Origin of the sequence: Chitinimonas sp. (genome assembly GCF_036568685.1) — a bacterium.
GTDB lineage: Bacteria > Pseudomonadota > Gammaproteobacteria > Burkholderiales > Chitinimonadaceae > Chitinimonas.
Window position 1 is genome coordinate 25081 of sequence record NZ_DATCSC010000044.1, and the last position, 26785, is coordinate 51865.

Below are 26785 nucleotides of genomic sequence, written 5' to 3' on the forward strand. Positions count from 1 at the left end.
GTCAGAATCCTTCAATGATCTGAAGCGAGTATCAGCTGGTTCATGTCGGGTTGATAGTGGAAAGAAATCAACATCAATGTCGGAGATTTTGAACCATGTGGAACCGGCTTGGTGCCGACCAAGCGGGAGACGGCGCAAGGGCGGTCTACACTGGGACAAACAATCAGGGGACATACCATGTTCGAGCCGCATGACCGTCTCACTCAGCTCAGTGAGCTGGCGTTACGTTGGCAGAAGCTGCTGCAGGACCAGTTGCAGCGGCGGGCGCGAGGCGACGCCAAGGTGCAGATTCCCGACCCGCAAAGCGTGCAGCAAGCCTTCGAGGCACTGTGGCGGGTGGTGCTGGAGCAGCCCGAGCCCATGTGGCGGGCCCAGCTGCGCTTCTGGCAGGACTATGTCGCCCTGAGCCAGCAGACCTGGCAGCACTTCTGGCTAGGTAGCCAGCTCGGCGGGCCGCAGGCGGACAAGCGTTTCAAGGATGATCTCTGGACCAGCAACCAAGTGTTTGGCTTCGTCAAGGAAACCTATCTGCTGGCTTCACGGCATATCCAGGACAGCGTGGCCGAAGTGGATGGCCTCGATAAAGCCACGGCACAGCGGGTGCAGTTCTATACCCGCCAGTTTGTCGACGCGTTGGCGCCGAGCAACTTCCTGGCCACCAACCCGGCTGCGCTCAAGGCTACGGTAGAGTCGGGCGGCGAGAACCTGATCAAGGGCTTTGCCCATTTGCTGGAGGACCTGGAACGCAACGACGGCCGGTTGATGCCGCGTATGACCGACCTCGATGCCTTCCGGCTGGGTGAGAACGTGGCGACGACCGAGGGGGCGGTGGTCTTTCAGAACGATCTGATGCAGCTGCTGCAATATGCACCGCTGACGCCCAAGGTAGGACAGACGCCCTTGCTGATCGTGCCGCCGTGGATCAACAAGTTCTACATTCTCGACCTCAAACCCAAGAACTCGCTGATCCGCTGGCTCACCGAGCAGGGCCATACCGTGTTTGTGATCTCCTGGGTCAACCCGGGCGAGGCGCATCGCGACAAGCACTTTGAAGACTATATGCGCGAGGGCATCCTGGCGGCGCTGGACGCGATCACGGCGGCTACCGGCGAGCGGGCGGTCAATGCGGCAGGCTATTGCATAGGCGGGACGCTGCTGGCCGCGACCCTGGCCTATATGGCGGCCGGCAAGGACAAGGCCTACCCCGCCAGCCGCATTGCCTCGGCCAGCTTCTTTACCACCATGATCGACTTCAGCGAACCAGGGGAGCTGGGCGTCTTTGTCGATGAGCCGCAGCTCGCGAGCCTGGACGCCTATATGGACCAGAAGGGCTATCTGGAGGGGCACCAGATGGCCGGGGTGTTCAATATGCTGCGCGAGAACGACCTGATCTGGCACTTCGTGGTCAACAATTATCTGCTGGGCCGCGAGCCCATGCCTTTTGACCTCTTGTACTGGAACTGCGACTCGACCCGCATGCCGGCAGCCATGCACCGCTTCTACCTGCACAAGATGTACCACGAGAATGCGCTCCGGGAGCCCGGTGGCATTACGCTTGGCGGGGTAGCCATCGATGTACGGCGCATAGAGACCCCGGCCTACTTTATCTCGGCGCGCGAGGACCACATCGCTCCCTGGCAATCCACCTACGCGGGGGCACGCCTCCTGGGTGGCCCGGTGCGCTTCGTGCTGGGCGGCTCCGGCCATATCGCCGGCATCGTCAATCCACCGACCGCTGGCAAGTACGGTTATGCCAGCAACCCTGAACTGCCTGCCTCGCCAGCCGCCTGGCTGGCCGCGAGCCGTTCGCACGAAGGCTCGTGGTGGCCGGACTGGCTGCAGTGGCTGCGGGACTTCGGCGGCAAGAGTGTGCCGGCCCGCCAACCAGGCAGCGGCAAGCTACCGGTATTGGAGCCGGCGCCGGGCAGCTATGTGCGTCAGCGGCTAGCCTGATCGCTGCGCAGCCCCGGGAAACTGTAAGCAAACATGAGCGATCGGTATCTCCCGGTATATATCTGTAAACACCTTAATACTGTGCGCTAAGTGGCTTATTCCATTGAATTTTCTCTCGATACTGCAGGCGCGGCCCGGCCGGTTGTTCCGGCTGGGTGTCGCCTACAGGGAGAGACAAGTCATGGGTACCAGCGGGATCGGCGCCAGCAACCCACAGCGTTTTCAGAGCAGCAATAACGGCAACCCACGTGCGCAGGCCTTCAAGAGTCTGGCCGACGCGCTCAAATCCGGCGATGTCAGCGCCGCTCAGCAAGCCTATGCCAAGCTCAAGGACGCCAAGCAAGTACAGGGTGCCCAGGGCGACAACACAGACTTCAGTACTCTGGGCCAGGCTCTGCAGAACGGTGATCTGAGCGGTGCCCAGGCGGCCTTTGACAAGCTCAAAACCGATGCCCAGGCAGAGCGCGGCGAGCGTCACCATCGCCACAAGCGCACTGCCGCGGAGGGCGGTGGCGATGCCGCTGCCGGTAGCCGCGGCAACGGTTCGATCAGCATCAAGGCCTGATGGTCCCCCGACGACGGTAGTGAGGGCTGCCGCAGCCCGGCAGGACACCTTCCCAGCGGCTAAGCTGGTCAGTGGCCTGCCACGGCGGCCGCCATTACCGTCAATAAGGGAGGAAAACCATGGAATTCGATCTGCAACACTGGCAGGACCTGCTGCTGAGCTATGCCACCACCTTGGGCGTCAAACTGCTGGCCGCCATCGCCTTCTGGGTCGTCGGCCGCTGGTTGATCGGTGTGGCCGAGCGGGCGGTGCGCAATTCGCTGGAGCGGCAGAAGGTCGACCCCACCGTGCTACGCTATATCGGCGGGGTATTGTCGGTCACCCTCAACATCCTTCTGGTGATCGGCATCCTGGGCTATTTCGGGGTACAGACCACCACCTTCGCAGCCCTGATCGCGGCGGCTGGTGTGGCGATCGGCATGGCTTGGTCGGGCCTCCTTGCCAACTTCGCAGCCGGTGCCTTCCTGATTGTGCTGCGCCCCTTCAAGGTCAACGACTTCGTGACCGTGGGTGGCATCACCGGCACGGTCAAGGAGATTGGCCTGTTCGCCACCACCCTCAACACGCCGGACAATGTGCTGACCCTGGTCGGCAACAACAAGATATTCGGCGACACCATCCAGAACTTCAGTGCCAATGCCTTCCGCCGGGTGGAACTCAAGGCACAATTGGCCGGCAGCGCCGACCACCGCGCCGCCATCACGCTGTTGCAGCAACGCCTGGCGGCCATACCCCATGTGCTGACCAGCCCGGCGCCGGATGTTGCCATCCTGGAGTTCAACTTGGTGGGACCGGTGCTGGCGGTACGCCCCTACTGCCACAATGACGACTACTGGCAGGTCTATTTCGATACCCAGGCATTGATCCGTGAGGCGTTGGTCGAGGCCGGCTTCCCCTCGCCGCAGCCTTCGCAGGCGGTCTATGTGCACAACGCTGGGTAAGCGGGTCAATGGCTGTGACGCTGCCGGCGCTGCCTGAGCGCCAGCAATACATGCACGCGCCAGCCCAGCTGGGCCACGCCGTAGCCGGCCAGCGCCAGGATCAGGGCCAGTACCGGCAGGCCCACGCCCAGGGGCAGACCCAAGGACAGCATCCAGTCCCACCAGGCCTGGGCGGTACCACCCAGGTCGCTCCAATTGGTCTCGGGTGCGGCCGGGATCCCCACGTCGCCACCATTGGCGCCGGTGATCAACCGGCCCAGGCCATAGGCGGCAAGATAGAGTGGCACGATGGTGAATGGGTTGCTGAACAGGGTGCCGAAGATGGCTACCGGCAGGTTGACCCGGAACACGATGGCCAGCACGGTGGCGCCGAGCATCTGCAGCGGACCGGGGATCATGCCGCTGAAGAGACCCACCGCCAGCCCCCCGGCAACGGAGTGCCGGTTGAGGTGCCAGATATTGGGGTGGGAGAGGTAGGGGGCGCAGCGCCGCAGAAAGGCATTGCGGCTCAGTGTGTCGCGGTCTGGTAGCCAGCGGCGCAGGTATTTACGGGGCATGGGCGGGTGCGGGGCGTCTTTGTCATTACCGTAGACCCCCGCTGCCCATAAAAGTGCAAATTGCGATGGCCGGGTGTCAGCTACCGGTGTCGGTGGGGGAGGTGGCCGGTGTTGGCGTCCCGTCCTGGGTATGCATGGGCTTGCCGGTCTTCTCGGCAAAATCCTTCAGCCCCTTTTGCACCAGCTCCCAGGTCTTGTCGATATTGCCGGCGATATCGCCCTTGAGGACACCGAGCCCGTCGAGGATGCCGCGTGCTTCCTTGAAGCCTTGTTCTATACCGCCACCTATGGTGTCCATAAAGCGCTTGAGCACCGTGTCGTCATCCTCATCCGGATGTTGCTTCTTGAAAGCCGCCAGAAAGGCGGTAGACATATCCACGATGCGCTTGGCGGTTGCCTCCGGGCTCACGTCGATCTTCCCACCGGCGTCGGCATCCGGCTTTTGCGGCTGTGCCGGCGCACTGTCGTTCAGTCCCAGCCGGGTGCTGATCGATTCGTAGGTAGCCTGGTAGAGCAGCTCGTAGTATTTGTCGCCATCGGTGACCGAGGCGCTGAAGCTGAAACTGGCCGAGACCTTCTGCCATTCCAGGCTGGCGCTACGCGTAGCCGCGCTGGAGCCGGCGGTGGCAGGCTGGGCCTGGGCGGTGGTGCTGGCATTGGTCTGGGTATTGAGACCTAGAGGGTTGATGCTCATTTTTCGCTCCTGTCGTAGTTGCGCCAGCCTATCGGTGTGGCCAGCTGCAAGCCCTGTTATCGGCAGGATTTCCGCGAGGAGGAGGGGGCGGTTGACCTGGGCGACGAATGGTGCCGCTCAGCCTGAGCGCAGGGCGTCCACGATCTGCAGTCTGGCTGCCCGCAAAGCGGGCAGAAAACCACCCAGAAGGCCCATGAAGAGGGCGAATAGCAAAGACTTGAGCACGATGCCGGGCGTCAAGGTGAAGCTGAAGGCGAGTTCCGAGAAGGTCTGCCAGTTCATGGTGGAGATGGCGAAGAACTGCATGGTGGAGGCAAGCAGCAAGCCGGCTATGCCCCCTAGCGTGGCCAGCAGCAAGGATTCGAGCAGAAAGGCCGCCAGCACGCTGCGCTTGCGAAAGCCCAGCGCCCGTAGTGTGCCGATCTCGCCCACTCGGTTCGCCACGGCTGCATACATGGTGATCATGGCGCCGATGATGGCGCCGATGGAAAAGATCACCGACAGCACGGTGCCGAGGATGGAAATGAAGTTGGACATTACCTGCGACTGGTCGGCATAGAAGCGGGTTTCGCGCTTGTACTCGGCGGTCAGGCGCTGGTCACCTTCCAGCCGCTTGGCTACGGCGTCGAATTCGCCACTGTCCTGCAGCTGGAAGATCACGGCAGAGAAACTGCTGCGGCGAAAAGCCTGCATCATCTGCTCGGCGTCGCCCCAGATTTCCGAATTGAAGCCGGACTTGCCGGCATCGAAAAGCCCCACTACCTGCCAGTCGCGGCGGGCAAAGCGCAGGTTGGCGCCGAGCTGTACGTTGCCAAAGCCTTCGGCGATAGCCCGGCCAACGATCACCTCCGAGCTGCCGGGGCGCGGCGGCCGACCCGCGATCAGCCTGATCTGGGGCCGCAGGGTCATGCCTTGCAGACCGGCACCACGTACCACCACGTTGGAGGGCTTGCCGCTACCGCGCTTTTGCAGCGAGATCAACACCACGCTTTCCTTGCTGATCAGGCGCCGGCCCTGGCCGTCCAACGCCACGGCGGGGTCGCTCTCCATGATGGCTGCGTCCTGGCGGCTGACGCCGCTCTGTACTTCGGTCTGCGAACCCTTGCGGATGGCCACCACGTTCTGGGGCAGGCCGGTGGCCGCCAGGGTCTGCTGCAAGCCGGCGTCCAGCATCAGTACGGTGGCAAAGACGAATACCACCAGGGCCATGCCACCGGCGGTCAAGAGCGTGGTCAGGCGGCGGGTCAAGAGATTGCGCCAGATGTAGTGGAGCGGCAGTCGGTTCATGGTTCAGCTCACCGCCCGCAGGCCCTCGGTTATACGTATGCGCATGGCTTGTTGTGCCGGTACGGCAGCGGCGGCCAGCGCCACCAGAAGCGCTGCGCCCAGCTGTTGCCAGACGGTGGTGCTGGCGACGTTGAAGACCGGGAAGATATTGTCCAGCGCACCACCGATGGCCCGTACCGTCGGCCAGGTCAGGGCGATGCCCAGCGCGGCGCCGATGCCGCACAGGAGCAATGATTCGGCCAGGATCAATAGGCCGACCACGCCGGGGCCAAAACCCAGCGCCTTGAGGGTGGCATACTCTGCAGTGCGTTCACGCGCCGACATGGCCATGGTATTGGCCATCACCGCCATGATGATGAGGATCACTACGTAGCTGACGATCTGGATGGCCAGTACGATGGTCTCGGTCATGGCCACGAAGCTCAGTTGGAAGGCCTTTTCGGTCTCGGTCAGTGTCTCGGCCAGCGAATTGCGGAACACTTTGTCTACCCGTTCGCTGACCTGGGCTGCGGCGCTGCCATCACGAATGCCGACGATAAATACGCCGGTGTTGTTGGCTCGCCGTGGTGCGGTCTGCTTGATCCGTTCGTTCAGGTAGTCCCAATGGAAGAAGAACTGGTTCTGGTCGGTGCTGCTGTCGCGCCCGTCATAGATGCCGCGCAGCACGAAGTTCCAGGTGCCGGGGAAGATGGTGCCCTTGATGGGGATGTTGTCACCCACCTTCCAGCCATAGCGGTTGGCCAGCTTGCGGCCCACCAGGCAACCCTGGCGGTCACGCACAAAGGCGGCCCGCTCATCCTCCTTGACCACGAATTCCGGATAGAGCTGCAGATAGCTGGCCGGCTCGATCGCAAACTGCGGAAAGAAGTTCTTGGGCTCGATATAGATGCCGCCGAACCAGTTGGCCCAGGAGATGCCGGTGACACCCTCCGCGCCGCGTATGCGCTCGCCGTAGCTGATAGGCAGGGGGAAGACCAGCGAGATGGCATTACGGGTGATCAGCCGCTTGTCCGAGGCGGCGTCGGCACCGGCATACCAAGCCGAGACCACGGTGCTCAGTAGGCCGAAGGAGAGGATGGCCACGGTCAGGCCGGCCAGGGTCAAGAAAGCCCGTAGGCGATGGCGCAAGGCGTTCTTCAGCGACATACGCAGCAGAAAGACCAGCATGCTTACGCCACCTCCCGCTGCTCCAGCGCCGACAATTCGCCTTTTTCCAGGTGGCGGATCGCATGCGCGCGCTCGGCGGCCCGAGCGTCGTGGGTCACCATCACGATGGTCTTGCCCAACTCGCCGTTGAGCTGTTCCAGCAGATCCAGGATCTCCCCGGCCGATTTGCGGTCCAGGTCGCCGGTGGGCTCGTCGGCCACGATCAAGGTCGGGTCGCTGACCAGGGCGCGGGCGATCGCTACCCGCTGCTGCTGCCCGCCAGAGAGCTCGTTGGGGTAGTGGTCCATGCGGTCGGCCAGCCCCACCATCTCCAGCGCCAGCTCGGCATGGCTGCGCCGCTCACGCCGGCCCAAACTGGTCAGCATCAAGGGCAGCTCGACGTTTTCGCGCGCATCCAGTACTGGCATCAGGTTGTAGAACTGGAAGATGAAGCCGACGTTGCGGGCCCGCCAGTCGGCCAGTTCGCGCTCGTCCAGGGTGGCGATGTCCACGTCGGCCACCAGGATCTGCCCACTGGAGGGACGATCTATGCCGGCGATCAGGTTCAGCAGGGTGGATTTGCCCGAGCCCGATGGGCCCATCAGCGCCAGGAAGTCGCCGCGGGCGATGGCGAAATCGATATCGCTCAAGACCGGCACGATCTGTCCGCCACGCTGGTAGTGCTTGCTCACGTGGCGTAGCAAGACGGCGGCCGCTTCGCCGCTCATGGCTTTTTCTCCACGACTGCAGCGCCATCTTTCAGCGGGCCGGGATCAAGTACCACCGTGTCATCGAGCTTGAGCCCCTGCCGTACCTCCAGCAACTCGCCCAGGCTTTGTCCGGTTTGCACCGGCGTGCGGTGGGCCTTGCCTTCTCGTACCACGAATACCGCCCCCTCCTGCACAGCCTTGGGGCTGACCGCCAGCCGCGGGCTGCGCTCGCTGGCGCTAAGCGGGCGGGAGAGAAAGCTCACTTTGGCGCTCATTTCCGGCAAGACCCGCGGGTCCCGTTCGCTAAAGCCGATCTTGAAGGTCACCGTCGCCTTGCTGCGATCCACCGAGGGTACGACGCTGTTGACCGTGCCCAGGAAGCGTAGATCGGGCAGGGCGTCGAGCTGAATCTCGCAGGCCTGGCCCTGCTTTGCTTTGAAGAGGCTGGATTCAGACACGTCGGTCTCGACCTCCAGGGTCTCCATATCGGCCATGCTGACCACTGCGCCTTTGGAGTCCACGCTGGTATTGAAGGGTGAGATCACGTCACCCACATTGGCCGTCTTGGTCAGCACCACACCGGAGAAGGGCGCGCGGATATAGGTGTTGTCGAGCGCTACCTTGGCCTGTGTTACCGCCGCTTCGGCCTGCTTTACCGCTGCCCGCTGCGCACCCACTACGGCGGTGGCCTGTTGGGTCCGGGAGATTGCATTGTCGTGAGCGGAGTTGGCGATAAAGCCCTGCGCCAGCAGTTCGGTGCTACGGCGGTAGGATCGTTCAGCCTCGATGGCATCGGCTTCCGATTGTCGTAGCCGCGCCTTGGCCGCCTCCACATTGGCCACAGCCTGGGCCAGTTGCGCCTCCTGTTCTGCCCGCTCCAGCCGGGCGATGACCTCGCCTTCCTTGACCTTGCTACCCTCGCGTACCCCCAACCACTCCATCCGACCGGTTGCCTTGGAGGCGATGGCGGCTTTTTTCTGCGGTACCACATAGCCGGTGGCGGTGAGTTGCGAGATCGCGGCCGAGGGCCAGGCCTGTACCACCTTGGCGGTGCTGACCTCGGTGCTGCGGCCGCTACGGCTAAGGCCCAGCAACAGGGCCAGGACCAGCAGGACGATAAGGATGATCAGCCAGCGCCGCTTGCGGCGGCGAGGTGGCGGGGATGCGGTGCGGTCTATAGCCAGTTTGCTGAGCGGGTTGGACATGTGCATGGCGGCGGTGGGTGGCGGGAAGGTCTCGACATGGCCAGCTCCAAGCAGGCGGTGGCTTGTCTTCAATATGGACGTTTCTTGGGCCAGGCCAAAAAATTTGCGGCGATGCAACAACCTATCAAACGATTGTTTGAAAGTCCGTCGGCTGTGTTACATTCCGCCCCGTAGTCGTTCTGCAGCTCACTACGAGATGCAGTGCGAAGCCGCCGGGCTAGCCCGGCCGGTTTGCCTACGCTTGGGTACTTAGGGCGCGTCGGTCACCACCGGCGCGCTTTTTTTATGTTTGTCCCATCCGCTGCGGCGGGGACCGGGACCCTGGTGGATCGCAGTTGGGCCGGGCATCTTGGTGCCGTCTGCCTGCCATTGAGGGAAAGCCGCGCCATGGTGTGCCGGCTCAGGGTAAAATCGCGCGATTATTCTTCAGACATGTTCTAGGCCAATGGCGAAACCCAACAAGCCCGCCAGTTTTGAGGCGGCCATGACCGAATTGGAAACGCTGATCGCCGAGATGGAGCGCGGTGACGCTCCGCTCGAGGCCTCGTTGACTGCCTATAAGCGCGGCGGCGAGTTGATCCGTTATTGCCAGGAGCAACTGGCAGCGGCCGAGCAGCAGATCCGGGTACTCGATGGCGACAGCCTCAAGCCCTTTGAGGCGGAGGATGCCGAATGAGCCATACCGATTTCCAGACTTGGTCCTTTGCCATCCAGCAGCAAATGGAAATTGCCATGGGCGGCGTGCTGCCCTCGGCACAGCACCTGCCGGAACGCCTGCACGAAGCCATGCGCTACGCCGTGCTGGGCGGCGGCAAGCGGGTTCGACCCTTGCTGGTCTTCGCCACCGGTGAGCTGGTGGACGCCCCGGCTGAACGGCTGCAGTACGCGGCCAGTGCGGTGGAAATGATCCATGCCTACTCGCTGGTGCATGACGATCTGCCCTGCATGGATGACGACGTGCTGCGCCGCGGCAAACCCACGGTCCATATCGAGTTCGACGAAGCCACCGCGCTCCTGGCTGGCGACGCGTTGCAGACGGCTGCCTTCGAGGTGATCAGTGCCCGTCCGCTGTGCGATGAGCCCGCTGATCAACTGGCCATGATCCGTATCCTGGCCACGGCCTCGGGGGCGGCAGGCATGGCGGGCGGCCAGGCCATCGACCTGGCTTCGGTCGGCAAGCCGCTTAGCCTGCCGGAACTTGAGCACATGCATATCCTCAAGACCGGTGCACTGATCCGTGCGTCGGTCCTGCTCGGTAGCTACTGCGGCCGGCCCTTGCTGACTGCCGAACGCGACAAGCTGGACCGCTTCGCCAAGCTGGTCGGCCTCGCTTTCCAGGTGGTGGACGATATCCTCGACGTGGAAGCCGACACCGCCACCCTGGGTAAGACGGCCGGCAAGGATGCCGCCAACGAGAAGCCGACCTATGTCTCGCTGCTGGGGCTGAAGGAAGCCAAGCAACGGGCTGCCGAGCTCGAGGCCGAGGCGCTCGACTGTCTATCCGGCTTTGGCGAGCGTGCTGCCCGTCTGCGCGAGCTGGCCCACTTCATCGTGCACCGGGCCTTCTGACCGGACCGACCGCTTTTTATCGGCGGGCCGCCGTGCCTGCCTTGCCAAGTAGATTACCCCCTATGTCTTATCCGCTACTCGAATCCATCCCCTTGCCGGCCGACCTACGGCGCCTGGAGCAGAGCGAACTGCAGCCGCTGGCGGAAGAGCTGCGCGCCTTCCTGCTGGAATCGGTAAGCCAGACCGGTGGCCACTTTGCCTCCAACCTCGGGGCAGTGGAGCTGACCATTGCGCTGCACTATGTGTTCAACACCCCGCACGACAGGCTGGTCTGGGATGTAGGTCATCAAACCTACCCGCACAAGGTGCTGACCGGTCGCCGCGAGCGTATGCCGACCATGCGCAAGTACGGCGGTCTGGCGGGCTTTCCCAAGCGCGACGAGAGCGAGTACGACACCTTCGCCGTTGGTCATAGCTCGACCAGTATCGGCGCGGCTGCCGGTATGGCGGAAGCCAGCAAGCTCCTGGGTGAGGCACGCAAATGTGTCGCCATCATTGGCGATGGTGCCATGACCGCCGGCATGGCTTTCGAGGGGCTCAACAATGCGGGCGACAAGGACACCGATCTCCTGGTGATCCTCAACGACAATGAGATGTCCATTTCGCCCAATGTCGGTGCCTTCAACGCCTACCTCGCCAAGCTCCTGTCCGGTAAGTTCTACCAGGGCTTCCGCAATACCGGTGCCCGCGTGCTGGAGAACGTGCCGCCGCTGCATGAATTGGTACGCCGCGGCGAAGAGCATATGAAGGGCTTGTTCTCCCCTTCCACCTTGTTCGAGGAATTCGGCTTCCACTACGTCGGCCCCATCGATGGTCACGACCTCGACGCGCTGGTGTCCACCCTGCAGAACATCAAGGGTCTCAGCGGTCCGCAGTTCCTGCATGTGGTGACCAAGAAGGGCCAGGGCTACAAGCTTGCCGAGGGCGATCCGGTCAAGTACCACGCTGTCACACCCTTTACTCCGGCCGATGGCATGGCGGCCAAGTCGGCCGCCAAGCCCAGCTATATGCATGTCTTTGGCGAATGGCTGTGCGATATGGCCGCGCAGGATCCGCGCCTCGTCGGTATCACCCCGGCAATGCGTGAAGGTTCTGGCATGGTGCAGTTCGAGCAGCGCTTCCCGGATCGCTACTACGACGTTGGCATCGCGGAGCAGCACGCCGTCACCTTTGCGGCCGGCCTCGCTTGCGAGGGCATCAAGCCGGTGGTGGCCATCTATTCGACCTTTCTGCAGCGGGCTTACGACCAGCTGATCCACGACGTCGCATTGCAGAACCTGCCGGTGGTGTTCGCCATCGACCGCGCCGGTCAGGTCGGTGCCGACGGCCCCACCCATGCCGGCAGCTTCGATATCAGCTTCCTGCGCTGCATACCCAATATGGCGGTGCTATGTCCGAGCGACGAAAACGAGTGCCGGCAGATGCTCTACACCGCCTTCCAGATGGACCAGCCCACCGCTGTGCGTTACCCGCGTGGTACCGGTCCAGGTGTTGAGATCGCCAAGGCGTTCACCGCCTTGCCGGTCGGCAAGGGCGAGGTACGCCGGCAAGGCGGCAGCAAGGTCGCCATCCTGGCCTTCGGCACCATGGTAGCCCCCTCGCTCAAGGCAGCAGAGGCACTGGATGCCACGGTGGCCAATATGCGCTGGGTCAAGCCACTGGATGTTGAGCTGGTGCGCCAACTGGCCGAGCAGCACGATGTCCTCGTGACCGTGGAGGAGAACGTGGTCATGGGTGGTGCGGGTTCCGCCGTGCTGGAGGCCCTGGCTGCGATGGGGCTGGCCAAGCGGGTCGTGCAGCTGGGTCTGCCCGACCGCTATGTGGATCATGGCGATCCGGCCATCCAGCTGGCTGAGTGCGGCCTGGATGCGGCCGGCATCGAGGCCAGCATACGCAAGGCCCTGGCCGCCTGATTGGCGACGGTCGGCCCATGAAAAAGCCCGCCATATAGGCGGGCTTTTTTGCGTCGGCTGCTTACTCGTGCACAGCGTAGGGCAGGTCTTTCACAGCCAACTGCGGCCCGCTTGCATCCTGCAGGTGCAGGCCATGCGGCAGGCTGCTCAGCTGCACGACCGCCAGCGCCTCCCAACTACCGTCGGCCAGCGGTGCGGCCTGGGCGATCAGGCCCGAGGCCTGGCCATTCATCTCAGGGCTGTAGACCGATTGGCCTGCCTGCAAGGGCTGGTCAGAGGTGAGGCGGAAGGTGCGGCGTTTGAGTTTGCCCAGGTACTGGGTGCGGGCCACGATCTCCTGGCCGGGGTAGCAGCCCTTCTTGAAGCTGACCGCGCCGATCAGCTCCATATTGGCCATCTGCGCGACGAACTCTTCCTGCGTCTCTGTCTGCACCCATAGGATGCCGGCTCGGATGTCCGACAGCATCCAGGCCGCATCGCTACCTGCTACGGCGCCTGCGGCGAGCAGCTTGCTCCAGATGGTCTCGGCAGCGGCTTCATCCAGCACCAGCAGCAAACGATCGCCACCCAGCCTATGCAGTTGGCCACCTTCGATGGCCACGCTCTGCATGGCGGCCTGTGGCACTGCACCAAAGACCTGCTTGGCCTGCGCCAGTGCCTGCGGGCCGGCCAGGCCCAGCAGTACCCGTTCGGCCGTGGCGTCGCTGGCTTTGGTTTTGCTTCGCAGCACATACATGGACAACCGTTTCTGGATCGCGGCCAGCAGGTTGCGCGGCAGCATCAGGAGCAGGTCCTCCCGCTCCCGCAGCAGCAGCAGGGTGGTCAGCATGCGCCCCTTGGGCGTGGAGTAGCTCGCATACTGTATGCCATCGCTAGGCAGGTTCTTGAGGTCGCTGGAGAGTTGCCCGTGCAGGAAGGGTACGGTCTCCTCGCCACTGAAGCGGATCAGGCCATAGTCACCCAGTGGTACCAGAGTGCTGCTGGTCTCAAGTGCGGCAACCCCGGCCGGTGCGGTAAAGCGGGCGATACCTTGCTCATCTGCCTGAGCACCCTGGGTGCCAAGGAATGCTTGCCAACTCATCTTTGTCCTTCCTGAAAGCGGCAACGCCGGCCCTGGGGCCGGCGTTGCCGATGGATCAATCTACCACCAAGGTGATCAGAATATCCGGGTTGAGGCGTCGTCGCTACCTGGTTTGTAGGTACCGCTGGAACGAAGCTCCGGAGCATCCAGCGTACCGCCGAAGGTCAGCGGGGCGCTGAAGGTGGCAGCGCCTGCAGACAGCTTGGCGCTGACCTTGCCGCTCAATTTCTTGTCGGCGCTGATGGCCATGCCGCCAGCGGCGGTAAATTTACCGGAGTCGAGGTTCAGGTTACGCAAGGTGGTAACACCATTCTCGATGGACATATCGCCGCGCAGGGTATCAAAGCGGGTCTGTCCCCCGCGGCGCAGTACCGTGGGATTGGGTGATTTGAGCGGGGCGATCAGATCAAGGTTGTGCAGATTGCCGTCGGTGACGGTGAAGTTCATGGTGATGCGCGGCTGTTTGAAGAGCGTCTCGAAGCTATCGCCCACGAATTCGAAGTCGGTCGATGCCGCCATCCGGCCAGTGGCGCGAGTGTTGGAGCTGACCAGCGAAATCAGCGGTTCGGCCTGCATGCTCTTTGTCTGCAGGCTGCCACTGAGCTTCCAGCCTTCATTCCAGCTCAGCTTGGCCTGGCCGACGGCAGCCGAGCCAAAGATCAAGCCGTTCACGTCGTCCACAACGAAGCCATCCTTGTCTGCGCTACCGCGCAATACCAGTTGGTCAAAACGGGCATCAGGGTAGTTGCCACCGGGCAGCACCCAGTTCTTGGCATCGAAATCCAGTGCGAACTTCTCGCCAGTAGGCTTGATGGTCAGATTGGCGCGGCCATCTTTGTCGGTCAGCGTTACCACCTTGAAGGTGCCGTCCGGGTTGAAGCGCAGTGTGCCGGAGAATGGGCCGATGCTGTCCTTGTCGAGTAGGACGGAGAAGTCGCTCAAGCGCAGCGCAGCGAAGTAGATGTCTTTGCCACTGGCGTCGGGCTTGAGCCGGCCGGGCAGGGAGCGGGCGAATTCCTGCTTGAGCGTACCCTGTTCCAGGGCCACGTCGGCCAGCTCCTTGCGGATATTGACCAGATTTTTCAGGGTGACCGGCACGATGACGCGGCTGACCATACCTTCGTCGGCTTTACCAAAGCTAACCTTTTCCAGCACCAGTTGGGGCTTGGGGGTATAGCTGAAATGGATGCTGGAGATTTTGACTTCGGTGTCGAGCCGGGCTGAGACGGCCTTTTCAATATCGGCCTTGTAATTCTCGTAGGGCAACACCAAAGGGATGGCGGCAACGATGGTCACCAGGATGGCAACGACGATCAACAGTTTCTTGAGGGCTGACATGCGGCCTCTTATATCAGGGTAAATGAGAAACGGGTGTTGACACGCTTAGGGCAGCCTTTTATCATAGCAGCTTCTTTAGTTCCTCGATAGCTCAGTCGGTAGAGCGCCGGACTGTTAATCCGTAGGTCCCTGGTTCGAGCCCAGGTCGAGGAGCCAAGATTTCAAAAAACCGCGCTATCGAAAGATAGCGCGGTTTTTGTTTTTCTGCGTCCTGTTTGACGCACCGCGCAGCAATCGTTAAAACGGCTAGAACCAAAGCAGTGTCCAACTTCAAAGCCGAGAGGATCGCATGACAACGTCAAATGAACAAGCCGCCAAACTCCCTTTGATGAAGCGCATTGTCCTAGCCGTACGTGGCGGTGTGGGCGGTGGAGTGTCGGCCGTGCTGGTTCTGTTGTTGATCCTGCTCTTGATCGCCGGTGTGGTGGGCGGTTTTATCGGCGGCATCGCGCTTGCGACCAAGCGCAACCAGCAGGCCGAACAAAATCTGATCGCCATTGCCAAGAATGCCAAGCTGGCACAGGCCAAACTGAGTAAGGAAAAGGCAGAGCTGGAGCATGAGCTGGAGGCAGCCAAGGACCAGTCTGCCATGCAGGCCAAGGACCTGACCCAGCTCAAGGAAGACTTGGAGCGGGCTCGCATTGAGCGCGAAACCATGGATAAGGTCTTGCAGGAAATACGCACCAGCATCCAAGCAGGTGGCGCTAGCCCCAAGGTGGCCCAGGCGGTCAAGGGGGCCATGCTGAAGTTTGGCAATAACGAGTGCGAGCTGAAGGGCGATACCGTCAAGAGCAAGGACGATGTGAAGTGCCTCAATCTGCGCGGTGCCATCGACGCGATGAACAGCAAGCCGGGCGGCTACAGCGACAAGAAGGCCGAGGCAGCCAAGGCCGCAGAGAGCAAGCCTGCAGAGACCAAAGCGCCCGAGGCCAAGCCGGGGCACAAGTAAGCCACCCTGAAAGAACCCGCCATGGGCGGGTTTTTTATTGTCTGTCGTTTGGCGGGCAAAGCAGCAAGGCAATAAAAAAACGCCGCACAGGGCGGCGTTTCTTGGTCCGGTGGCGCTTAGTTCAGCGCAGCTTCGATGCGGGCCAGGGCCTTCTCGAGGTTGCCCATGCTGGTGGCAAAGCTGATGCGGAAGTAGCCCTCGGCGCCGAAGGCCGAGCCCGGTACCACGGCTACGTCCTGGGCTTCCAGCAGATAGCTGCCCAGCGCCAGGTCGGTCGGAGCGGCGATCTTGCCCTCGGCATACAGGTTCTGGATCGCAACACGGGCGTCTACGAAGGCGTAGAAGGCGCCGCCAGCGGTCAGGCACTTCAGGCCACGGATGCTGTTGAACTTGCCGACTACAAACTCATGGCGCTCGTTGAAGGCCTTCAGCATGGGGGCGAAGCACTCGGCTTGCGGGCTATTCAGTGCGGCCTCGGCGGCGACCTGCGAGATCGAGGTCGGGTTGGAGGTCGATTGCGACTGGATGTTCTCCATGGCCTTGATGAGCCACTCCGGGCCTGCCGCGTAGCCGATGCGCCAGCCAGTCATGGAGTAGGCCTTGGATACACCGTTCAGCAGGATGGTCTGCGGGTAGAGATCAGGGCAGGCATTGAGGATGTTGGCGAAGGTGGTGTTGCCCAGCATCACGTGCTCGTACATATCGTCCGAGGCGATCAATACCTTGGGGTGCTGCTTCAGCACTTCGCCCAGCGCCTTGAGTTCATCCAGGGTGTAGACCGCGCCAGTCGGGTTGGACGGCGAGTTGATCACCACCAGCTTGGTACGCGGGGTGATGGCGGCGGCCAGCTGGGCGGGGCTCAGCTTGTAGCCCTGCTCGATGCCGCATTCCACGATCACCGGCTTGCCCTGGGCCAGGATCACCATGTCGGGGTAGGAGACCCAGTACGGCGCCGGAATGATGACCTCGTCACCCTCGTTGATATAGGCCTGGCAGAGGTTGTAGAAGCTTTGCTTGCCGCCGCAGCTCACCAGAATCTGCTTGGCGTTGTAATCGAGGCCCTGGTCGCGCTTGAACTTGGCGATGATCGCGTTCTTCAGGCCAGGCGTGCCAGACACCGGGGTGTACTTGGTGAAGCCCTTTTGGATTGCCTCGATGGCAGCGGCCTTGATGTGATCCGGTGTATCGAAATCCGGCTCGCCGGCGGCGAGCGCCACCACGTCACGGCCGTCAGCCTTCAGCTTCTGGGCCTTGGCAGTGATGGCGAGGGTGGGCGATTCCTTGATGGCTTGAACGCGATGCGAGAGTTCCACGGACTGTCCTTCCTGGTGACGACGGGCGTCGCCGGTATGAGTGCGGCCGGCGACCGATGAATTGGGCAGCCATTATACCTGTGCAATCCGGGTCGCCACCGTCGACTTGGTGGATTTTTACGTGGCCTTGCTGCGCTAAGCGATTGATAAGAAATGAATTTGACGTTTACGTCAATGGCGTATCGCCAAGCGACTTGCTCATCACATAGTCGTCCATGATGTAGCCTTGGCCGATGTCCACCTGCACGCTGTCGGTCACCGTAAAGCCGTTGCGACGATAGGTGGCGATGGCTTTCTCATTGTGCTTGTTGACTGCCAGGGTCAGGTTGCTGGCACCCAGCTCGCGGGCGCGCGCTTCTACGTGTGCCAGCAGGCGGCTGCCCAGGCCCTGGCCGTGCAAGGTGGTATCGAGGTAGAGCTTGTCGAGTTTGATGGTGTCGGGAGCGTGCTGCAGATACTGGGCGAAACCCACGGCCAGCCCGTCCAGCAGCGCCAGGTCCAGCCATTGGCCTTCGCCAGCGATCTGCTCGCGCAGGGCGGCATCGTGGTAGCGCTGACCCAGCATATAGTCGATCTGTGCGACGCTGATGATGCTGGGGTAGTGCGCATGCCAGATGCGGTGAGCCAGCGCGGCAATGGCCGGGATGTCGTCAAGGCTGGCAGGGCGAATAAGCAGGGTCTGGCTGGCCATGGCTGGGCTCCGTTTGGATCAGGCTGCGCTGCGGCGGAAGTCGCGTGGACGAAAGCCCAGTGCTGCCAGCATACCGAAATACACCAGCACCCCTGTGCTGACCAGCAGCGACAGCTTGCCGATCTTATGCAGGGTAGGGATGCCGTGCCAGGCACCCAATGCCTGCTGCAGGAACCAGCAACTGGTGGCCATCAGGCCCACGGCCAAAATAAGCTTGAGCAGAAAGGTCGACCAGCCGGAGATGGGCCGGTAGATGCCCCGGCGCTTGAGTATACGCAGCAGCAGCCAAGCGTTGACGCAGCCGCCCAGGCTGATCGACAGCGCGAGGCCGGCATGTGCCAAGCCCAGATGCTTGAGGCTGCCGATCAGGATCAGGTTGAAGAGCTGGGTCACGACCAATGCGATGATGCCGACCTTGACCGGGGTCTTGATGTCCTGCTGGGCGTAGAAGGCTGGCGCCAATATCTTCACCGAGATGAGGGCCATCAGCCCCACGGCATAGGCCTGCAAAGCCTGGGTGGTCATCAGGGCATTGTGCAGATTGAACTGGCCCCGCTCGTACAGCGTGGCCACCAGGGGTTCGGCGATCACGGCCAGGGCGATGGTGGCCGGCAGCGCCAGCAACCAACACAGGCGCAGGCCCCAATCGAGCATGGCGGAGTATTCTTCCTCGGCACCCGCGGCGCGTAGCCGGGCCAAGCTGGGCAGGAGGATGGTGCCCAGCGCCACCCCTAGTACGCCGCTGGGCAGTTCCATCAGCCGGTCGGCATAGTTGAGCGAGGAGACGCTACCCTCTTGCAGCCAGGAGGCGAATTGGGAATTGATCACCAGGCTCAATTGCGCCACTGACACGCCGAACATGGCCGGCCCCATCTGCTTGAGCACTCGCAGCACGCCGGTGTCGCGGAAATTCAGCCTGGGCCAGGCCAGCATGCCGATCTTGGCCAGAAAGGGGAGCTGGAAGGCCAGTTGTGCCACCCCGCCGACGACAACCGATATGGCCAGGGCGTAGATGGGTTGCGAGCAGTACGGCGATAGGCCAAGACCCAGTCCTATCATGGAGATATTGAGCAGGGTAGGGGTGAAGGCCGGTACCGAGAAGCGGTTCCAGGTATTGAGTATGCTGCCCACCAGCGAGGACAGCGAAATCAGGAGGATGTAGGGAAAGGTGATGCGCGTCAGCGAGATGGTCAGGGCAAACTTGTCCGCATCCTTGCTGTAGCCGGCGGCCAGGAGCGTGGCATAGAGCGGCGCTGCTACGACCGAAATCACGGTGAACAGTACCAGTACCAAGCTGAGTACCCCGGCCACGTCGGCCACGAAGCGGCGGGTTTCGTCCTCGCCGCGCTGGGTCTTGTACTCGGCCAGGATGGGTACGAAGGCCTGCGAAAACGCACCCTCGGCAAAGATGCGGCGGAACATATTGGGCAGCCGGAAGGCTACATTGAAGGCATCCATGGCCGTGCCGCCGCCAAACTGATAGGCGTTCATCACCTCGCGCAGCATGCCGAGTATGCGCGATAGCATGGTCATACTGCTGGTTCGGGCAAGGGTTTTCAGCAGGTTCATGGGGGTGGATCAGTTGACAAAATCGCGCCAGTGTACGCGATGATTGCCAGGATGGCAGAGCTTGGGCATAATGCGCGGTTTCGCGATAGTCCTTTTACCGGTTTAAGGAGTTGATTTAAATGGCAAACAGCGCACAAGCCCGCAAGCGTGCCCGTCAGGCCGCCAAGGCGCGCCTTCACAACCAGAGCCAACGCTCGGAATTCCGCACTGCAGTTAAGAAAGTGCTGAAGGCCATCGAAGCTGGCGACAAGGCCGCCGCCGCCGAAACCTTCAAGACCTCGGTCAGCGCCATCGACCGTCTGGCCGACAAGGGTGCCTACCACAAGAACAAGGCAGCTCGTCACAAGAGCCGCCTGGCCGCCGCCATCAAGGCAATGGCCTAAGTAGTACCCCGACACGATTTGCTGGCCAGCATCGCTTGTCGCAAAAACCCGCTCCTCGGAGCGGGTTTTTTATTGCCTTTACTCTGTGGAGCTACCCAAAAGCGCGCTCATCCGGTACGCGTCGCAAGGCTTCAAATGCAGCGGGCTCCCAAGGCCGCATCGCCAGCAGGAGACTGGTGCCGTAGCGCTCCGAGGGTGGATGGTCCACGCAGTCCTGGTGCAACTCGGCGAATTCCTGCAGTAGCCGCTGCAGCCGTTGCTGGAAGCGGGCGTTGGCGGCCGGGCTCAGCATGGCGTGTTGAAAGCGCAATACGCTGCCCGGCTGCTCAAAGCTGCCACCGAGGAACTCGGTCTGTACCCGCTCACGGAAGAAACAGCGTATCGGCCCATCGGGTAGCCAGGCAAAATCCCGCGCCACTTTCAGCTTGACCCTGTTTTCCGGCAGCAGGCTGATCAGGCCCAACCGGTCGAGCTGCAAGAGCTCTTGTACGCATTCCGCTTCGTTGAGGCTGTAGGTCGCCACGATCTGCGCCATGCTCCAGTGATTGAGCACGCATACCGCCACCAACAGCCGGCGAGGGCGGGCCACCAGCTCGGCCTCCTGTTCCCGGCTCAAGGTGCTTAGCCTGCTTCTGCCCTGTTCGGCCTCCCGCACCAATTCACCAAACTCCAGCTGCAGCAGCTCGCAGATCGCTTCCAGCGTTTGCAGGCTGAAGCTCTGTTGCGAAAACTGCCGCTTTACACTGGCTTCACTCAGCGACAGATGATCGCCTACCTGGGCGTAGGTCAGCCCGCGGGCCTTCAAGAGGCGCTTGAGTGCGGCAATCAATTGTGCGGTCTGGGACATGATGACGGTATCGGATTTCGATACCCGGCATACTAGAGATTGCATTGGGGCTGAACAAGCCGCAGGTTTTGAGCTGTGCGGTGCATAGTGCGGGCCATCCCAAGAGGAGAGAAGCCATGTCCCGCATACAGAGCGCACCGCTTATGCTGGTTCTGGGGCTCGTCGTGCTGCTATGGCTGTACGGCCCCATCACCCAGCCGGCCGATTATCACGCCTTCGCCGACCAGCGCAGCTGGCTGGGGCTGCCGCATGCGGCCGATGTGCTGTCCAACCTGGTTTTTCTGCTGGTGGGCTTGCATGGCTTGCGGCGCCTGCAGGCGCTGCCGGCATGGCCGGGTAGATCGGGCTATGGACTGTTTTACCTGGCACTGGCGCTAACGAGTATCGGCTCTGGTTACTACCACCTGGCACCGGATGACGCGCGCATCGTCCGGGATAGGCTGCCGATTGCGCTTGCCTGTGCGGGCCTCCTGACGGCGCATTGGCCCCTGCGCTGGCGTGGTCGGGTTGGGCAAACAGCCGTTTGGGTGGGCCTGGCACTGTTCAGCGTGGCTTGGTGGCAGTACACGGCGGGACTGGGACAAGGTGACTTGCGCCCCTATCTGCTAATGCAACTGTTGCCCTTGCTGCTGTTGCCGCTCTTGCAGTGGTTGACGGCAGAAGATGCCGCCAGGCGGTACCGCGTGGGCTTGGCTATGTTGCTCTACGTCGCTGCGAAGTTGTGCGAACTGGCGGATGGATGGCTGTTGCTGCAATTGAGCTGCCTTAGTGGCCATACGCTCAAGCATCTGTTGGCGGGCCTTGCCGCGTGGCTGTTGTGCCCACGGCTCACCGAGCTGGAAAGCGCGAAGCGCCTCGCATCAAGGCAGGCATAAGGCAGCGGGATATGGCAATATCATAGGCTGTTGCGGCTTATTCGGGCGTGCCCTGCGCGGTTCGCATCAGTCTGAGATAGCTGGTTCGTCCCAGTTCGTGGTGGCAAGATGTATCGGACTCTGTCGCACTGGTGTCTACGGCCACGCGCACGTAGCGGCCCAGCGCCCGCCAGATGGCGATGGATAGGCGTTCGGCAAAGGCGGCTTCGTTGAGGCCTTCAGGCAGGACTGCCTCGGTGACGGCCTGGAAGAACCAGGCGCCGTGGACTTCCCGGCTGGCGACCCAGGATGGGCTTGCCCAGGCGGTCCGGATGGCGGCCTGTACCCGTGCCGGTTCGCTGGAACCAAGCGGAAACACCGAAAGATGTACATGATGAGGGGCTGCCATGATGGGCTCGTCATTACCCGGAACAGCTTGTTTTTTAACAAAACCCTCGCAGCGCCGCAATGCAAGTGTTCACGGTTGCTGTGCTATAGAGTGGGTGTTCAATCTAGGTCATCACAACCATGAGTCAAACCGAGCAAGCCAACGACCTGCCCCGCATCCTGGTGGTGGATGACTCCCGCATCGTTCGTGCAACGGTCAAGAAGCACCTTTCCACCCAGTTCGATATCGTCGAAGAAGCGGACGGCGAGGCGGGCTGGGCGCGGCTGGAATCCGATCCCACCATCCTGGTGCTGATGAGCGACCTCAGCATGCCCAAGCTCGATGGTTTTGGCCTCTTGGCGCGGGTGCGCAAAGCGGCTGATCCGCGCATCAAGCACACCCCGGTCATCATCATCTCGGGCGAAGAAGACCACGAAACCAAGCAACAGGCGGTGGAGCGTGGTGCCAATGACTTCGTTACCAAGTCGACCGACCGTGCCGAGATGCTGGCGCGGGTGTCGGCGGCGGTGAAGTTGGCCCGTACCGAGCGTGAGTTGCGCCACAGCGAAGTGGTGCAGGCACAGACCAGCACGACGGATGCCCAGACCGGCCTTGCCAGCGAGCACCTGCTGCAGATCGAGGGAGAGAAGGCGCTGGCGCATGCTGCCCGTTACGGTGGCGACACCACCTTGGTGCTGTTTGAGATCGACCGCTTCGAAAGCCTGCGCCGAGAGCTGGGCGATACCGTGGCAGAACAACTGATCGGCCTGGTTGCCAAACTCGTCGGTGGCCGGTTGCGCAAGGAGGAGACGCTGGCCCGGCTCGATGGCCCGCGCTTCTGCGTCATGCTCTACGCCGACCTGGAGGGCAGCCGTGTCTACGCCGAGCGCTTGCGCGAGACCATCGCTGCCGCCAAGGTCAACTTCAAGGGCAGTCAGATCCGTATTGCGGCCAATATCGGTATGGCCAACGCTCAGGTCGACGGCGTATCCGAATTCGCCGATCTGCTTGAACATGCCCGGCACAGATTGGAACGTGCCTACAGTATCGATAGCGCGCTGGAGCAACTGGCTCGAGGCGAGGTGGAGACGGTGTTGCCGCGCTTGTCGATGCTGCTGGACAAACTGGCCCCGCTATTGCAGCTTCAGCAGCGCAGTTGATTTCGTCGGCAGACCCACCGAAAACCGCCCCGATGGGGCGGTTTTCCTTTATTGACATTTATTTGAATATATAATCTAGAATATTATTCTGGTGAATTTAATAATTATTAAATAAATGTAAAAATATGCTGTGCGATTAAACCAATATATTCCGATGTCAGTTGTGGCGGTATTGTAAAAAAATGTACTGTCGTTGATTGCTATTCAATTACATCAGTAGGATTTTCCCAAGCTTGGAAACCCCGTCCCTATGGCGCCGTGCCTTGGTCCTGCCTATCAGGGCCCTGTCGCCGCGACGTGAGGCGGGTGTTGGATATTGGATTGAGTGCCAGGCGGTTTCCAATATCTTTCGTTGAAGTTCAACTTGGAGATTTCCCTGATGAAAATGAAGCAATTGGCCTATGCAATCAGCCTGATGGGGATTGCCGGCATGGTGCAGGTACACGCAGATGATGCACCGGCCAAGGTCGAAAAGATCGAAGTCACCGGTACCAGCATCAAGCGCATTGCCAAGGAAGGTGCGCTGCCGGTAACCACCATTACTCGCGATGAAATTCAGCGTAGCGGTGCCACCTCGACCGAACAGCTGGTATCGACCATTGCTGCCGCCAATACCGGCGGTGCCGTGTCGACCTCGTCGGCCTTCAGCGTTTCCAGTTTCGGTCAGGCCAGCGCCTCGCTGCGGGGGCTGGGCGATACCCGTACCCTGGTTCTGGTCAACGGCCGCCGCCTGGCCAACTTCGCCACCAATGGCGCTACCGTCGATATCAACAGCATTCCCATGGCTGCCATCGAACGCGTGGAAGTGCTGAAGGATGGCGCTTCCGCGGTATACGGTTCCGACGCCGTTGCCGGCGTGATCAACTTTATCCTGCGCAAGGACTACCAGGGCTTTGAGGCGACGGGCTACTACGGTGCTGCCACCCAAGGCGGCGGTGAGATCTCCCGCGGCAGCTTCGTGGCAGGCTTCGGTAACCTTGGCGAAGACAAGTTCAACATCCTCATCACTGGCGATATCGAGCACCAGTCGCAGCTGATGGGCAAGGATCGCGACTTCGCCCACCCTGGCTATAACAGCCTGGGCGATACCACCAGCGGCAATACCACACCGGGCAATATCCTGGGCTACTACGACAGCAACAATGTGTTCCAGTCGCTGGGCGGCAACCCAACCTACCCGAATTGCGGCGGTACCTCGGTCAACGACCCCAACTTCTCGAACAAGTGCCGTTTTGACCCAACCCCTTATGTCGGCCTGCTGCCCAAGGTGGATCGCGGTGACCTGGTCGCCAAGTTCAACTGGGATATCGCCGAAAACGTCCAGCTCTATGGCGAGAGCATGTACTCGCGCAACGAGCACACCTTTACCGAACAGCCGGTACCGATCTCCAGCGCCTTCACCTATGGCGTGACTGGCGACAGCGTAGCCGAAATCCTGGTTCGCCCGACCAGCCCCTACTACCCGACCGCCTGGGCCACCCAGAACGGCGTGAACGGCCAACCGCTGTCGGTGACCTATCGCGCCTTCGACAGCGGCCTGCGCGTATTCAAGGACACCGCCGAGCAAACCCGCTTCCTCCTGGGTGCCAAGGGCAACCTCGGCAGCTGGGACTACGATGTGGCTGCCTCGCACAATGAGAGCAAGGTCAAGGAAGTACTGCAGAACGGCTACCCGACCTACTCCAAGATTCTGCCCATCCTGAACAGCGACCAGTTCAACCCGTTCGCGACCGGCCTGCAGAGCGACGCCGTCTCGCAAGCCATCCACGACGCCAACTTCGTGGGTACCGCCATTTCCGCCAAGTCGTCCACCGACGACTTCGATGCCCGTGTTTCCGGTGAGCTGTTCGACCTGCCGGCTGGCGCACTGGCTGGCGCCTTCGGCATCCAGGCCCGCAAGGAAAAGCTCGACACCACCCCGAGCGACGCCCTGGCGAGCGGCGACATCTCTGGCTACGGTGGCGCCATCCCGGCCATCAACAAGAGCCGCACCGCCAACGCCCTGTTTGCCGAATTCAATATTCCGCTGTTGACTGGTCTTGAGGCTGACTTGGCGATCCGTCGCGACCACTACAGCGACTTTGGCAACACCACCAACCCCAAGGTCAGCTTCCGTTGGGCGCCCACCAAGCAGCTGGTGCTGCGTGCCTCTTACGGCGAGGGCTTCCGTGCGCCGTCCTTGAGTGACCTGTACACGCCACAAACCGCCCAGATCACCGGTGTGATCAGCGACCCGGCTCGCTGCCCGACCACCAACAATGCCCAGGACTGCTCGACCCAGTTCCAGACCTTGAGCGGCGGTAACCCCAACCTCAAGCCTGAGAAGTCCAAGCAGAATTCGTTTGGCTTCGTGTTCGAGCCGACGGCCGGCTTCTCGGTGGGCGTGGACTTCTTCAACGTCAAGCTGACCGACGCCATCACCGGCGGCATCGACGCGCTGACCATCCTCAACAACCCGTCCTACAGCTACCTGGTGGTGCGTAAGCCGGCTGACGCGGCCTACCCGAACCTGCCGGGCCAGATCGACCACTTCCTGCAGACCAGCGTCAACGCAGCCAAGATCGATGTGTCCGGTTTTGACCTCGACCTGAAGGCCCGTATCGGCAAGTTCGACTTCGGTACCATTAGCACCGCGCTGAACGGCACTTATATGTCGAAGTACGACTACACCGCTGCCGATGGCACCAAGACCGGCAGCGTGGCCACCTACCTGACCCCGGCTCTGGGCGCCAATAGCCAGAGTGGCGTGATCCCGCGTTGGAAGCATGTCTGGTCGGTCAACCTCGATAGCGGCGCCTGGCACGGCACGCTGGTGCAGAACTTCCAGACCAAGTACCAGGACAACGTCGATGCCGATGGCAACCCGCATGAAGTGTCGTCGCTCACCACCTATGACCTGCAGGGCAGCTACACCGGCTTCAAGGGTCTGAAGCTGACCCTGGGTGTGAAGAACCTGTTCGATCGCGACCCGCCGGCCATTGTTCCGAACCCGAACTACTTCCAGGCGGTGTACGACCCGACCTACTACGACCCGCGTGGTCGTTTCGTCTACGGCAGCGTGAACTACTCGTTCAAGTAATCAGCGCCGCTGGCGAAAACCCCCAGGCTTGCCTGGGGGTTTTTTTATGGCTACCACCTGTTGCGTATAAGACATATATATAACATGCAACAATAAAAGTCTCGACATGCATAGATCGCTATCCAAGCATAGCGATACCGCTATCAGGGATAAGTCTGTTGCGTCAAATGGACAATCTCAGTGCAATGCCTTGACTGGATTTATTTCAAGGCATTGATTTAATTGTTTTTTATTCCGTATTGCATGGATGGGTCGACAGCGTCATCCCTTGTCCAGCAATTTGTACGTTCGTACCGCGCTGCTTGGTTGGTAAGCCTCACGTAAGCACCAAATCTGTATCAACTATCCAACACACAGACACAGATCGTTGTAATTTTGTGAGTGCTCGTTGATCAGGGCCAGATTATAAAAGTACGATCAGTCTACTTCGGAAAGGACATGTGCCTGTCATGCAGGTGTGCTTCCGGACCGTATGCCGCGCCTTACCGGCGTAAATCTTGGGTGCTACGGGTTCGTTACCGCGTTCCTGTCAGCGCCAGCCATCGACGCACTAACGGGGAGATTCTCGAATGAGAATGAAGCAACTGGCTTAC

At 61.5% G+C, this 26785-nt stretch carries 24 protein-coding genes and 1 tRNA gene; 12 read left to right on the top strand and 13 right to left on the bottom strand.

The features are described from left to right. The first annotated feature begins 177 nt into the window (after positions 1-177). From VIM95_RS06860 to VIM95_RS06870, 3 genes are all read left to right on the top strand, one after another. A complete protein-coding gene (locus VIM95_RS06860; RefSeq protein WP_331984286.1) occupies positions 178-1953 on the top strand; it encodes a class I poly(R)-hydroxyalkanoic acid synthase in 1776 nt (591 codons plus the stop codon). A 181-nt stretch (positions 1954-2134) separates the two neighbouring features. Then, on the top strand, positions 2135-2518 hold the full coding sequence (locus VIM95_RS06865) for a hypothetical protein (protein WP_331984287.1): 384 nt from the start codon (positions 2135-2137) through the stop codon (positions 2516-2518). Positions 2519-2637: 119 nt separating this feature from the next. Further along, the gene (locus tag VIM95_RS06870) at positions 2638-3459 is read left to right on the top strand and encodes a mechanosensitive ion channel family protein (protein ID WP_331984288.1); all 822 of its coding nucleotides are present in this window, start codon (positions 2638-2640) and stop codon (positions 3457-3459) included. Between the two features lie 5 nt (positions 3460-3464). On the opposite strand, the gene VIM95_RS06875 is transcribed toward VIM95_RS06870, so the two are convergent. The 6 genes from VIM95_RS06875 to VIM95_RS06900 form a co-directional block, all read right to left on the bottom strand. Beyond that, positions 3465-4016, bottom strand: coding sequence for a DUF2062 domain-containing protein (locus VIM95_RS06875; protein ID WP_331984289.1), 552 nt, complete (start codon positions 4014-4016; stop codon positions 3465-3467). Between the two features lie 76 nt (positions 4017-4092). Further along, a complete protein-coding gene (locus tag VIM95_RS06880) occupies positions 4093-4710 on the bottom strand; it encodes a DUF5610 domain-containing protein (RefSeq protein ID WP_331984290.1) in 618 nt (205 codons plus the stop codon). A 117-nt stretch (positions 4711-4827) separates the two neighbouring features. Then, on the bottom strand, positions 4828-5997 hold the full coding sequence (locus VIM95_RS06885) for an ABC transporter permease (RefSeq protein WP_331984291.1): 1170 nt from the start codon (positions 5995-5997) through the stop codon (positions 4828-4830). A 3-nt stretch (positions 5998-6000) separates the two neighbouring features. Continuing rightward, entirely contained in the window at positions 6001-7164 is a 1164-nt protein-coding gene (locus VIM95_RS06890) for an ABC transporter permease (RefSeq protein WP_331984292.1), read from the bottom strand. A 2-nt stretch (positions 7165-7166) separates the two neighbouring features. Further along, on the bottom strand, positions 7167-7871 hold the full coding sequence (locus tag VIM95_RS06895; protein ID WP_331984293.1) for an ABC transporter ATP-binding protein: 705 nt from the start codon (positions 7869-7871) through the stop codon (positions 7167-7169). Further along, entirely contained in the window at positions 7868-9130 is a 1263-nt protein-coding gene (locus VIM95_RS06900; protein WP_331984294.1) for an efflux RND transporter periplasmic adaptor subunit, read from the bottom strand. The genes VIM95_RS06895 and VIM95_RS06900 overlap by 4 nt, the downstream gene beginning before the upstream one ends. 349 nt (positions 9131-9479) lie before the next feature. Here VIM95_RS06900 and VIM95_RS06905 point away from each other — a divergent pair, with 349 nt between their 5' ends. The 3 genes from VIM95_RS06905 to dxs all read left to right on the top strand — a co-directional run bounded on the left by VIM95_RS06905 (position 9480) and on the right by dxs (position 12540). Continuing rightward, positions 9480-9734 (top strand): exodeoxyribonuclease VII small subunit, encoded by a 255-nt coding sequence (locus VIM95_RS06905; RefSeq protein ID WP_414648490.1) that lies wholly within the window; start codon positions 9480-9482, stop codon positions 9732-9734. Continuing rightward, complete coding sequence (locus VIM95_RS06910; RefSeq protein WP_331984295.1) at positions 9731-10627, top strand: farnesyl diphosphate synthase; 897 nt, start codon at positions 9731-9733, stop codon at positions 10625-10627. The genes VIM95_RS06905 and VIM95_RS06910 overlap by 4 nt, the downstream gene beginning before the upstream one ends. Positions 10628-10689: 62 nt before the next feature. Continuing rightward, complete coding sequence (dxs, locus tag VIM95_RS06915) at positions 10690-12540, top strand: 1-deoxy-D-xylulose-5-phosphate synthase (protein WP_331984296.1); 1851 nt, start codon at positions 10690-10692, stop codon at positions 12538-12540. A 61-nt stretch (positions 12541-12601) separates the two neighbouring features. Here dxs and VIM95_RS06920 read toward each other — a convergent pair whose 3' ends face one another. Both VIM95_RS06920 and VIM95_RS06925 read right to left on the bottom strand, forming a co-directional pair. Next, on the bottom strand, positions 12602-13621 hold the full coding sequence (locus VIM95_RS06920) for a hypothetical protein (RefSeq protein ID WP_331984297.1): 1020 nt from the start codon (positions 13619-13621) through the stop codon (positions 12602-12604). A 75-nt stretch (positions 13622-13696) separates the two neighbouring features. Next, positions 13697-14959, bottom strand: a complete 1263-nt coding sequence (locus VIM95_RS06925; protein ID WP_331984298.1) for an AsmA-like C-terminal region-containing protein — start codon at positions 14957-14959, stop codon at positions 13697-13699. A gap of 80 nt (positions 14960-15039) precedes the next feature. On the opposite strand from VIM95_RS06925, the gene VIM95_RS06930 reads away from it, so the two are divergent. Next, positions 15040-15115, top strand: a tRNA-Asn gene (locus VIM95_RS06930). Between the two features lie 133 nt (positions 15116-15248). Then, positions 15249-15908 (top strand): hypothetical protein, encoded by a 660-nt coding sequence (locus tag VIM95_RS06935; protein ID WP_331984299.1) that lies wholly within the window; start codon positions 15249-15251, stop codon positions 15906-15908. Positions 15909-16024: 116 nt separating this feature from the next. On the opposite strand, the gene VIM95_RS06940 is transcribed toward VIM95_RS06935, so the two are convergent. The 3 genes from VIM95_RS06940 to murJ all read right to left on the bottom strand — a co-directional run bounded on the left by VIM95_RS06940 (position 16025) and on the right by murJ (position 19481). Then, entirely contained in the window at positions 16025-17221 is a 1197-nt protein-coding gene (locus VIM95_RS06940; RefSeq protein ID WP_331984300.1) for a pyridoxal phosphate-dependent aminotransferase, read from the bottom strand. A gap of 166 nt (positions 17222-17387) precedes the next feature. Continuing rightward, positions 17388-17912 carry an N-acetyltransferase gene (locus VIM95_RS06945; protein ID WP_331984301.1) on the bottom strand — a complete coding sequence of 175 codons (525 nt, stop codon included), beginning with the start codon at positions 17910-17912 and terminating at the stop codon, positions 17388-17390. Positions 17913-17930: 18 nt separating this feature from the next. Next, the gene (gene murJ, locus VIM95_RS06950; protein ID WP_331984302.1) at positions 17931-19481 is read right to left on the bottom strand and encodes a murein biosynthesis integral membrane protein MurJ; all 1551 of its coding nucleotides are present in this window, start codon (positions 19479-19481) and stop codon (positions 17931-17933) included. Positions 19482-19600: 119 nt separating this feature from the next. On the opposite strand from murJ, the gene rpsT reads away from it, so the two are divergent. Next, the gene (gene rpsT, locus VIM95_RS06955) at positions 19601-19864 is read left to right on the top strand and encodes a 30S ribosomal protein S20 (RefSeq protein ID WP_331984303.1); all 264 of its coding nucleotides are present in this window, start codon (positions 19601-19603) and stop codon (positions 19862-19864) included. 91 nt (positions 19865-19955) lie between these two features. Here rpsT and VIM95_RS06960 read toward each other — a convergent pair whose 3' ends face one another. Beyond that, positions 19956-20711 carry a helix-turn-helix transcriptional regulator gene (locus VIM95_RS06960; protein ID WP_331984304.1) on the bottom strand — a complete coding sequence of 252 codons (756 nt, stop codon included), beginning with the start codon at positions 20709-20711 and terminating at the stop codon, positions 19956-19958. Positions 20712-20827: 116 nt separating this feature from the next. Between VIM95_RS06960 and VIM95_RS06965 the strand changes: the two genes are divergently transcribed. Next, positions 20828-21586 carry a hypothetical protein gene (locus tag VIM95_RS06965; protein WP_331984305.1) on the top strand — a complete coding sequence of 253 codons (759 nt, stop codon included), beginning with the start codon at positions 20828-20830 and terminating at the stop codon, positions 21584-21586. A 37-nt stretch (positions 21587-21623) separates the two neighbouring features. Here the strand turns inward: VIM95_RS06965 and VIM95_RS06970 are convergent, their stop codons facing one another. Continuing rightward, entirely contained in the window at positions 21624-21974 is a 351-nt protein-coding gene (locus VIM95_RS06970) for a hypothetical protein (protein ID WP_331984306.1), read from the bottom strand. Between the two features lie 119 nt (positions 21975-22093). Between VIM95_RS06970 and VIM95_RS06975 the strand changes: the two genes are divergently transcribed. Both VIM95_RS06975 and VIM95_RS06980 read left to right on the top strand, forming a co-directional pair. Next, a complete protein-coding gene (locus tag VIM95_RS06975; protein ID WP_331984307.1) occupies positions 22094-23113 on the top strand; it encodes a GGDEF domain-containing response regulator in 1020 nt (339 codons plus the stop codon). Positions 23114-23492: 379 nt separating this feature from the next. Further along, positions 23493-26192 (top strand): TonB-dependent receptor, encoded by a 2700-nt coding sequence (locus VIM95_RS06980; protein WP_331984308.1) that lies wholly within the window; start codon positions 23493-23495, stop codon positions 26190-26192. Positions 26193-26785 lie beyond the last annotated feature (593 nt).

Excerpts from the sequence above, each read along its gene's own strand:
- VIM95_RS06860 (WP_331984286.1), top strand. The coding sequence starts at position 178 with ATGTTCGAGCCGCATGACCGTCTCACTCAGCTCAGTGAGCTGGCGTTA.
- VIM95_RS06865 (WP_331984287.1), top strand. The coding sequence starts at position 2,135 with ATGGGTACCAGCGGGATCGGCGCCAGCAACCCACAGCGTTTTCAGAGC.
- VIM95_RS06870 (WP_331984288.1), top strand. The coding sequence starts at position 2,638 with ATGGAATTCGATCTGCAACACTGGCAGGACCTGCTGCTGAGCTATGCC.
- VIM95_RS06875 (WP_331984289.1), bottom strand. The coding sequence starts at position 4,016 with ATGCCCCGTAAATACCTGCGCCGCTGGCTACCAGACCGCGACACACTG.
- VIM95_RS06880 (WP_331984290.1), bottom strand. The coding sequence starts at position 4,710 with ATGAGCATCAACCCTCTAGGTCTCAATACCCAGACCAATGCCAGCACC.
- VIM95_RS06885 (WP_331984291.1), bottom strand. The coding sequence starts at position 5,997 with ATGAACCGACTGCCGCTCCACTACATCTGGCGCAATCTCTTGACCCGC.
- VIM95_RS06890 (WP_331984292.1), bottom strand. The coding sequence starts at position 7,164 with ATGCTGGTCTTTCTGCTGCGTATGTCGCTGAAGAACGCCTTGCGCCAT.
- VIM95_RS06895 (WP_331984293.1), bottom strand. The coding sequence starts at position 7,871 with ATGAGCGGCGAAGCGGCCGCCGTCTTGCTACGCCACGTGAGCAAGCAC.
- VIM95_RS06910 (WP_331984295.1), top strand. The coding sequence starts at position 9,731 with ATGAGCCATACCGATTTCCAGACTTGGTCCTTTGCCATCCAGCAGCAA.
- dxs (WP_331984296.1), top strand. The coding sequence starts at position 10,690 with ATGTCTTATCCGCTACTCGAATCCATCCCCTTGCCGGCCGACCTACGG.
- VIM95_RS06920 (WP_331984297.1), bottom strand. The coding sequence starts at position 13,621 with ATGAGTTGGCAAGCATTCCTTGGCACCCAGGGTGCTCAGGCAGATGAG.
- VIM95_RS06925 (WP_331984298.1), bottom strand. The coding sequence starts at position 14,959 with ATGTCAGCCCTCAAGAAACTGTTGATCGTCGTTGCCATCCTGGTGACC.
- VIM95_RS06935 (WP_331984299.1), top strand. The coding sequence starts at position 15,249 with ATGACAACGTCAAATGAACAAGCCGCCAAACTCCCTTTGATGAAGCGC.
- VIM95_RS06945 (WP_331984301.1), bottom strand. The coding sequence starts at position 17,912 with ATGGCCAGCCAGACCCTGCTTATTCGCCCTGCCAGCCTTGACGACATC.
- murJ (WP_331984302.1), bottom strand. The coding sequence starts at position 19,481 with ATGAACCTGCTGAAAACCCTTGCCCGAACCAGCAGTATGACCATGCTA.
- rpsT (WP_331984303.1), top strand. The coding sequence starts at position 19,601 with ATGGCAAACAGCGCACAAGCCCGCAAGCGTGCCCGTCAGGCCGCCAAG.
- VIM95_RS06960 (WP_331984304.1), bottom strand. The coding sequence starts at position 20,711 with ATGTCCCAGACCGCACAATTGATTGCCGCACTCAAGCGCCTCTTGAAG.
- VIM95_RS06965 (WP_331984305.1), top strand. The coding sequence starts at position 20,828 with ATGTCCCGCATACAGAGCGCACCGCTTATGCTGGTTCTGGGGCTCGTC.
- VIM95_RS06970 (WP_331984306.1), bottom strand. The coding sequence starts at position 21,974 with ATGGCAGCCCCTCATCATGTACATCTTTCGGTGTTTCCGCTTGGTTCC.
- VIM95_RS06975 (WP_331984307.1), top strand. The coding sequence starts at position 22,094 with ATGAGTCAAACCGAGCAAGCCAACGACCTGCCCCGCATCCTGGTGGTG.
- VIM95_RS06980 (WP_331984308.1), top strand. The coding sequence starts at position 23,493 with ATGAAAATGAAGCAATTGGCCTATGCAATCAGCCTGATGGGGATTGCC.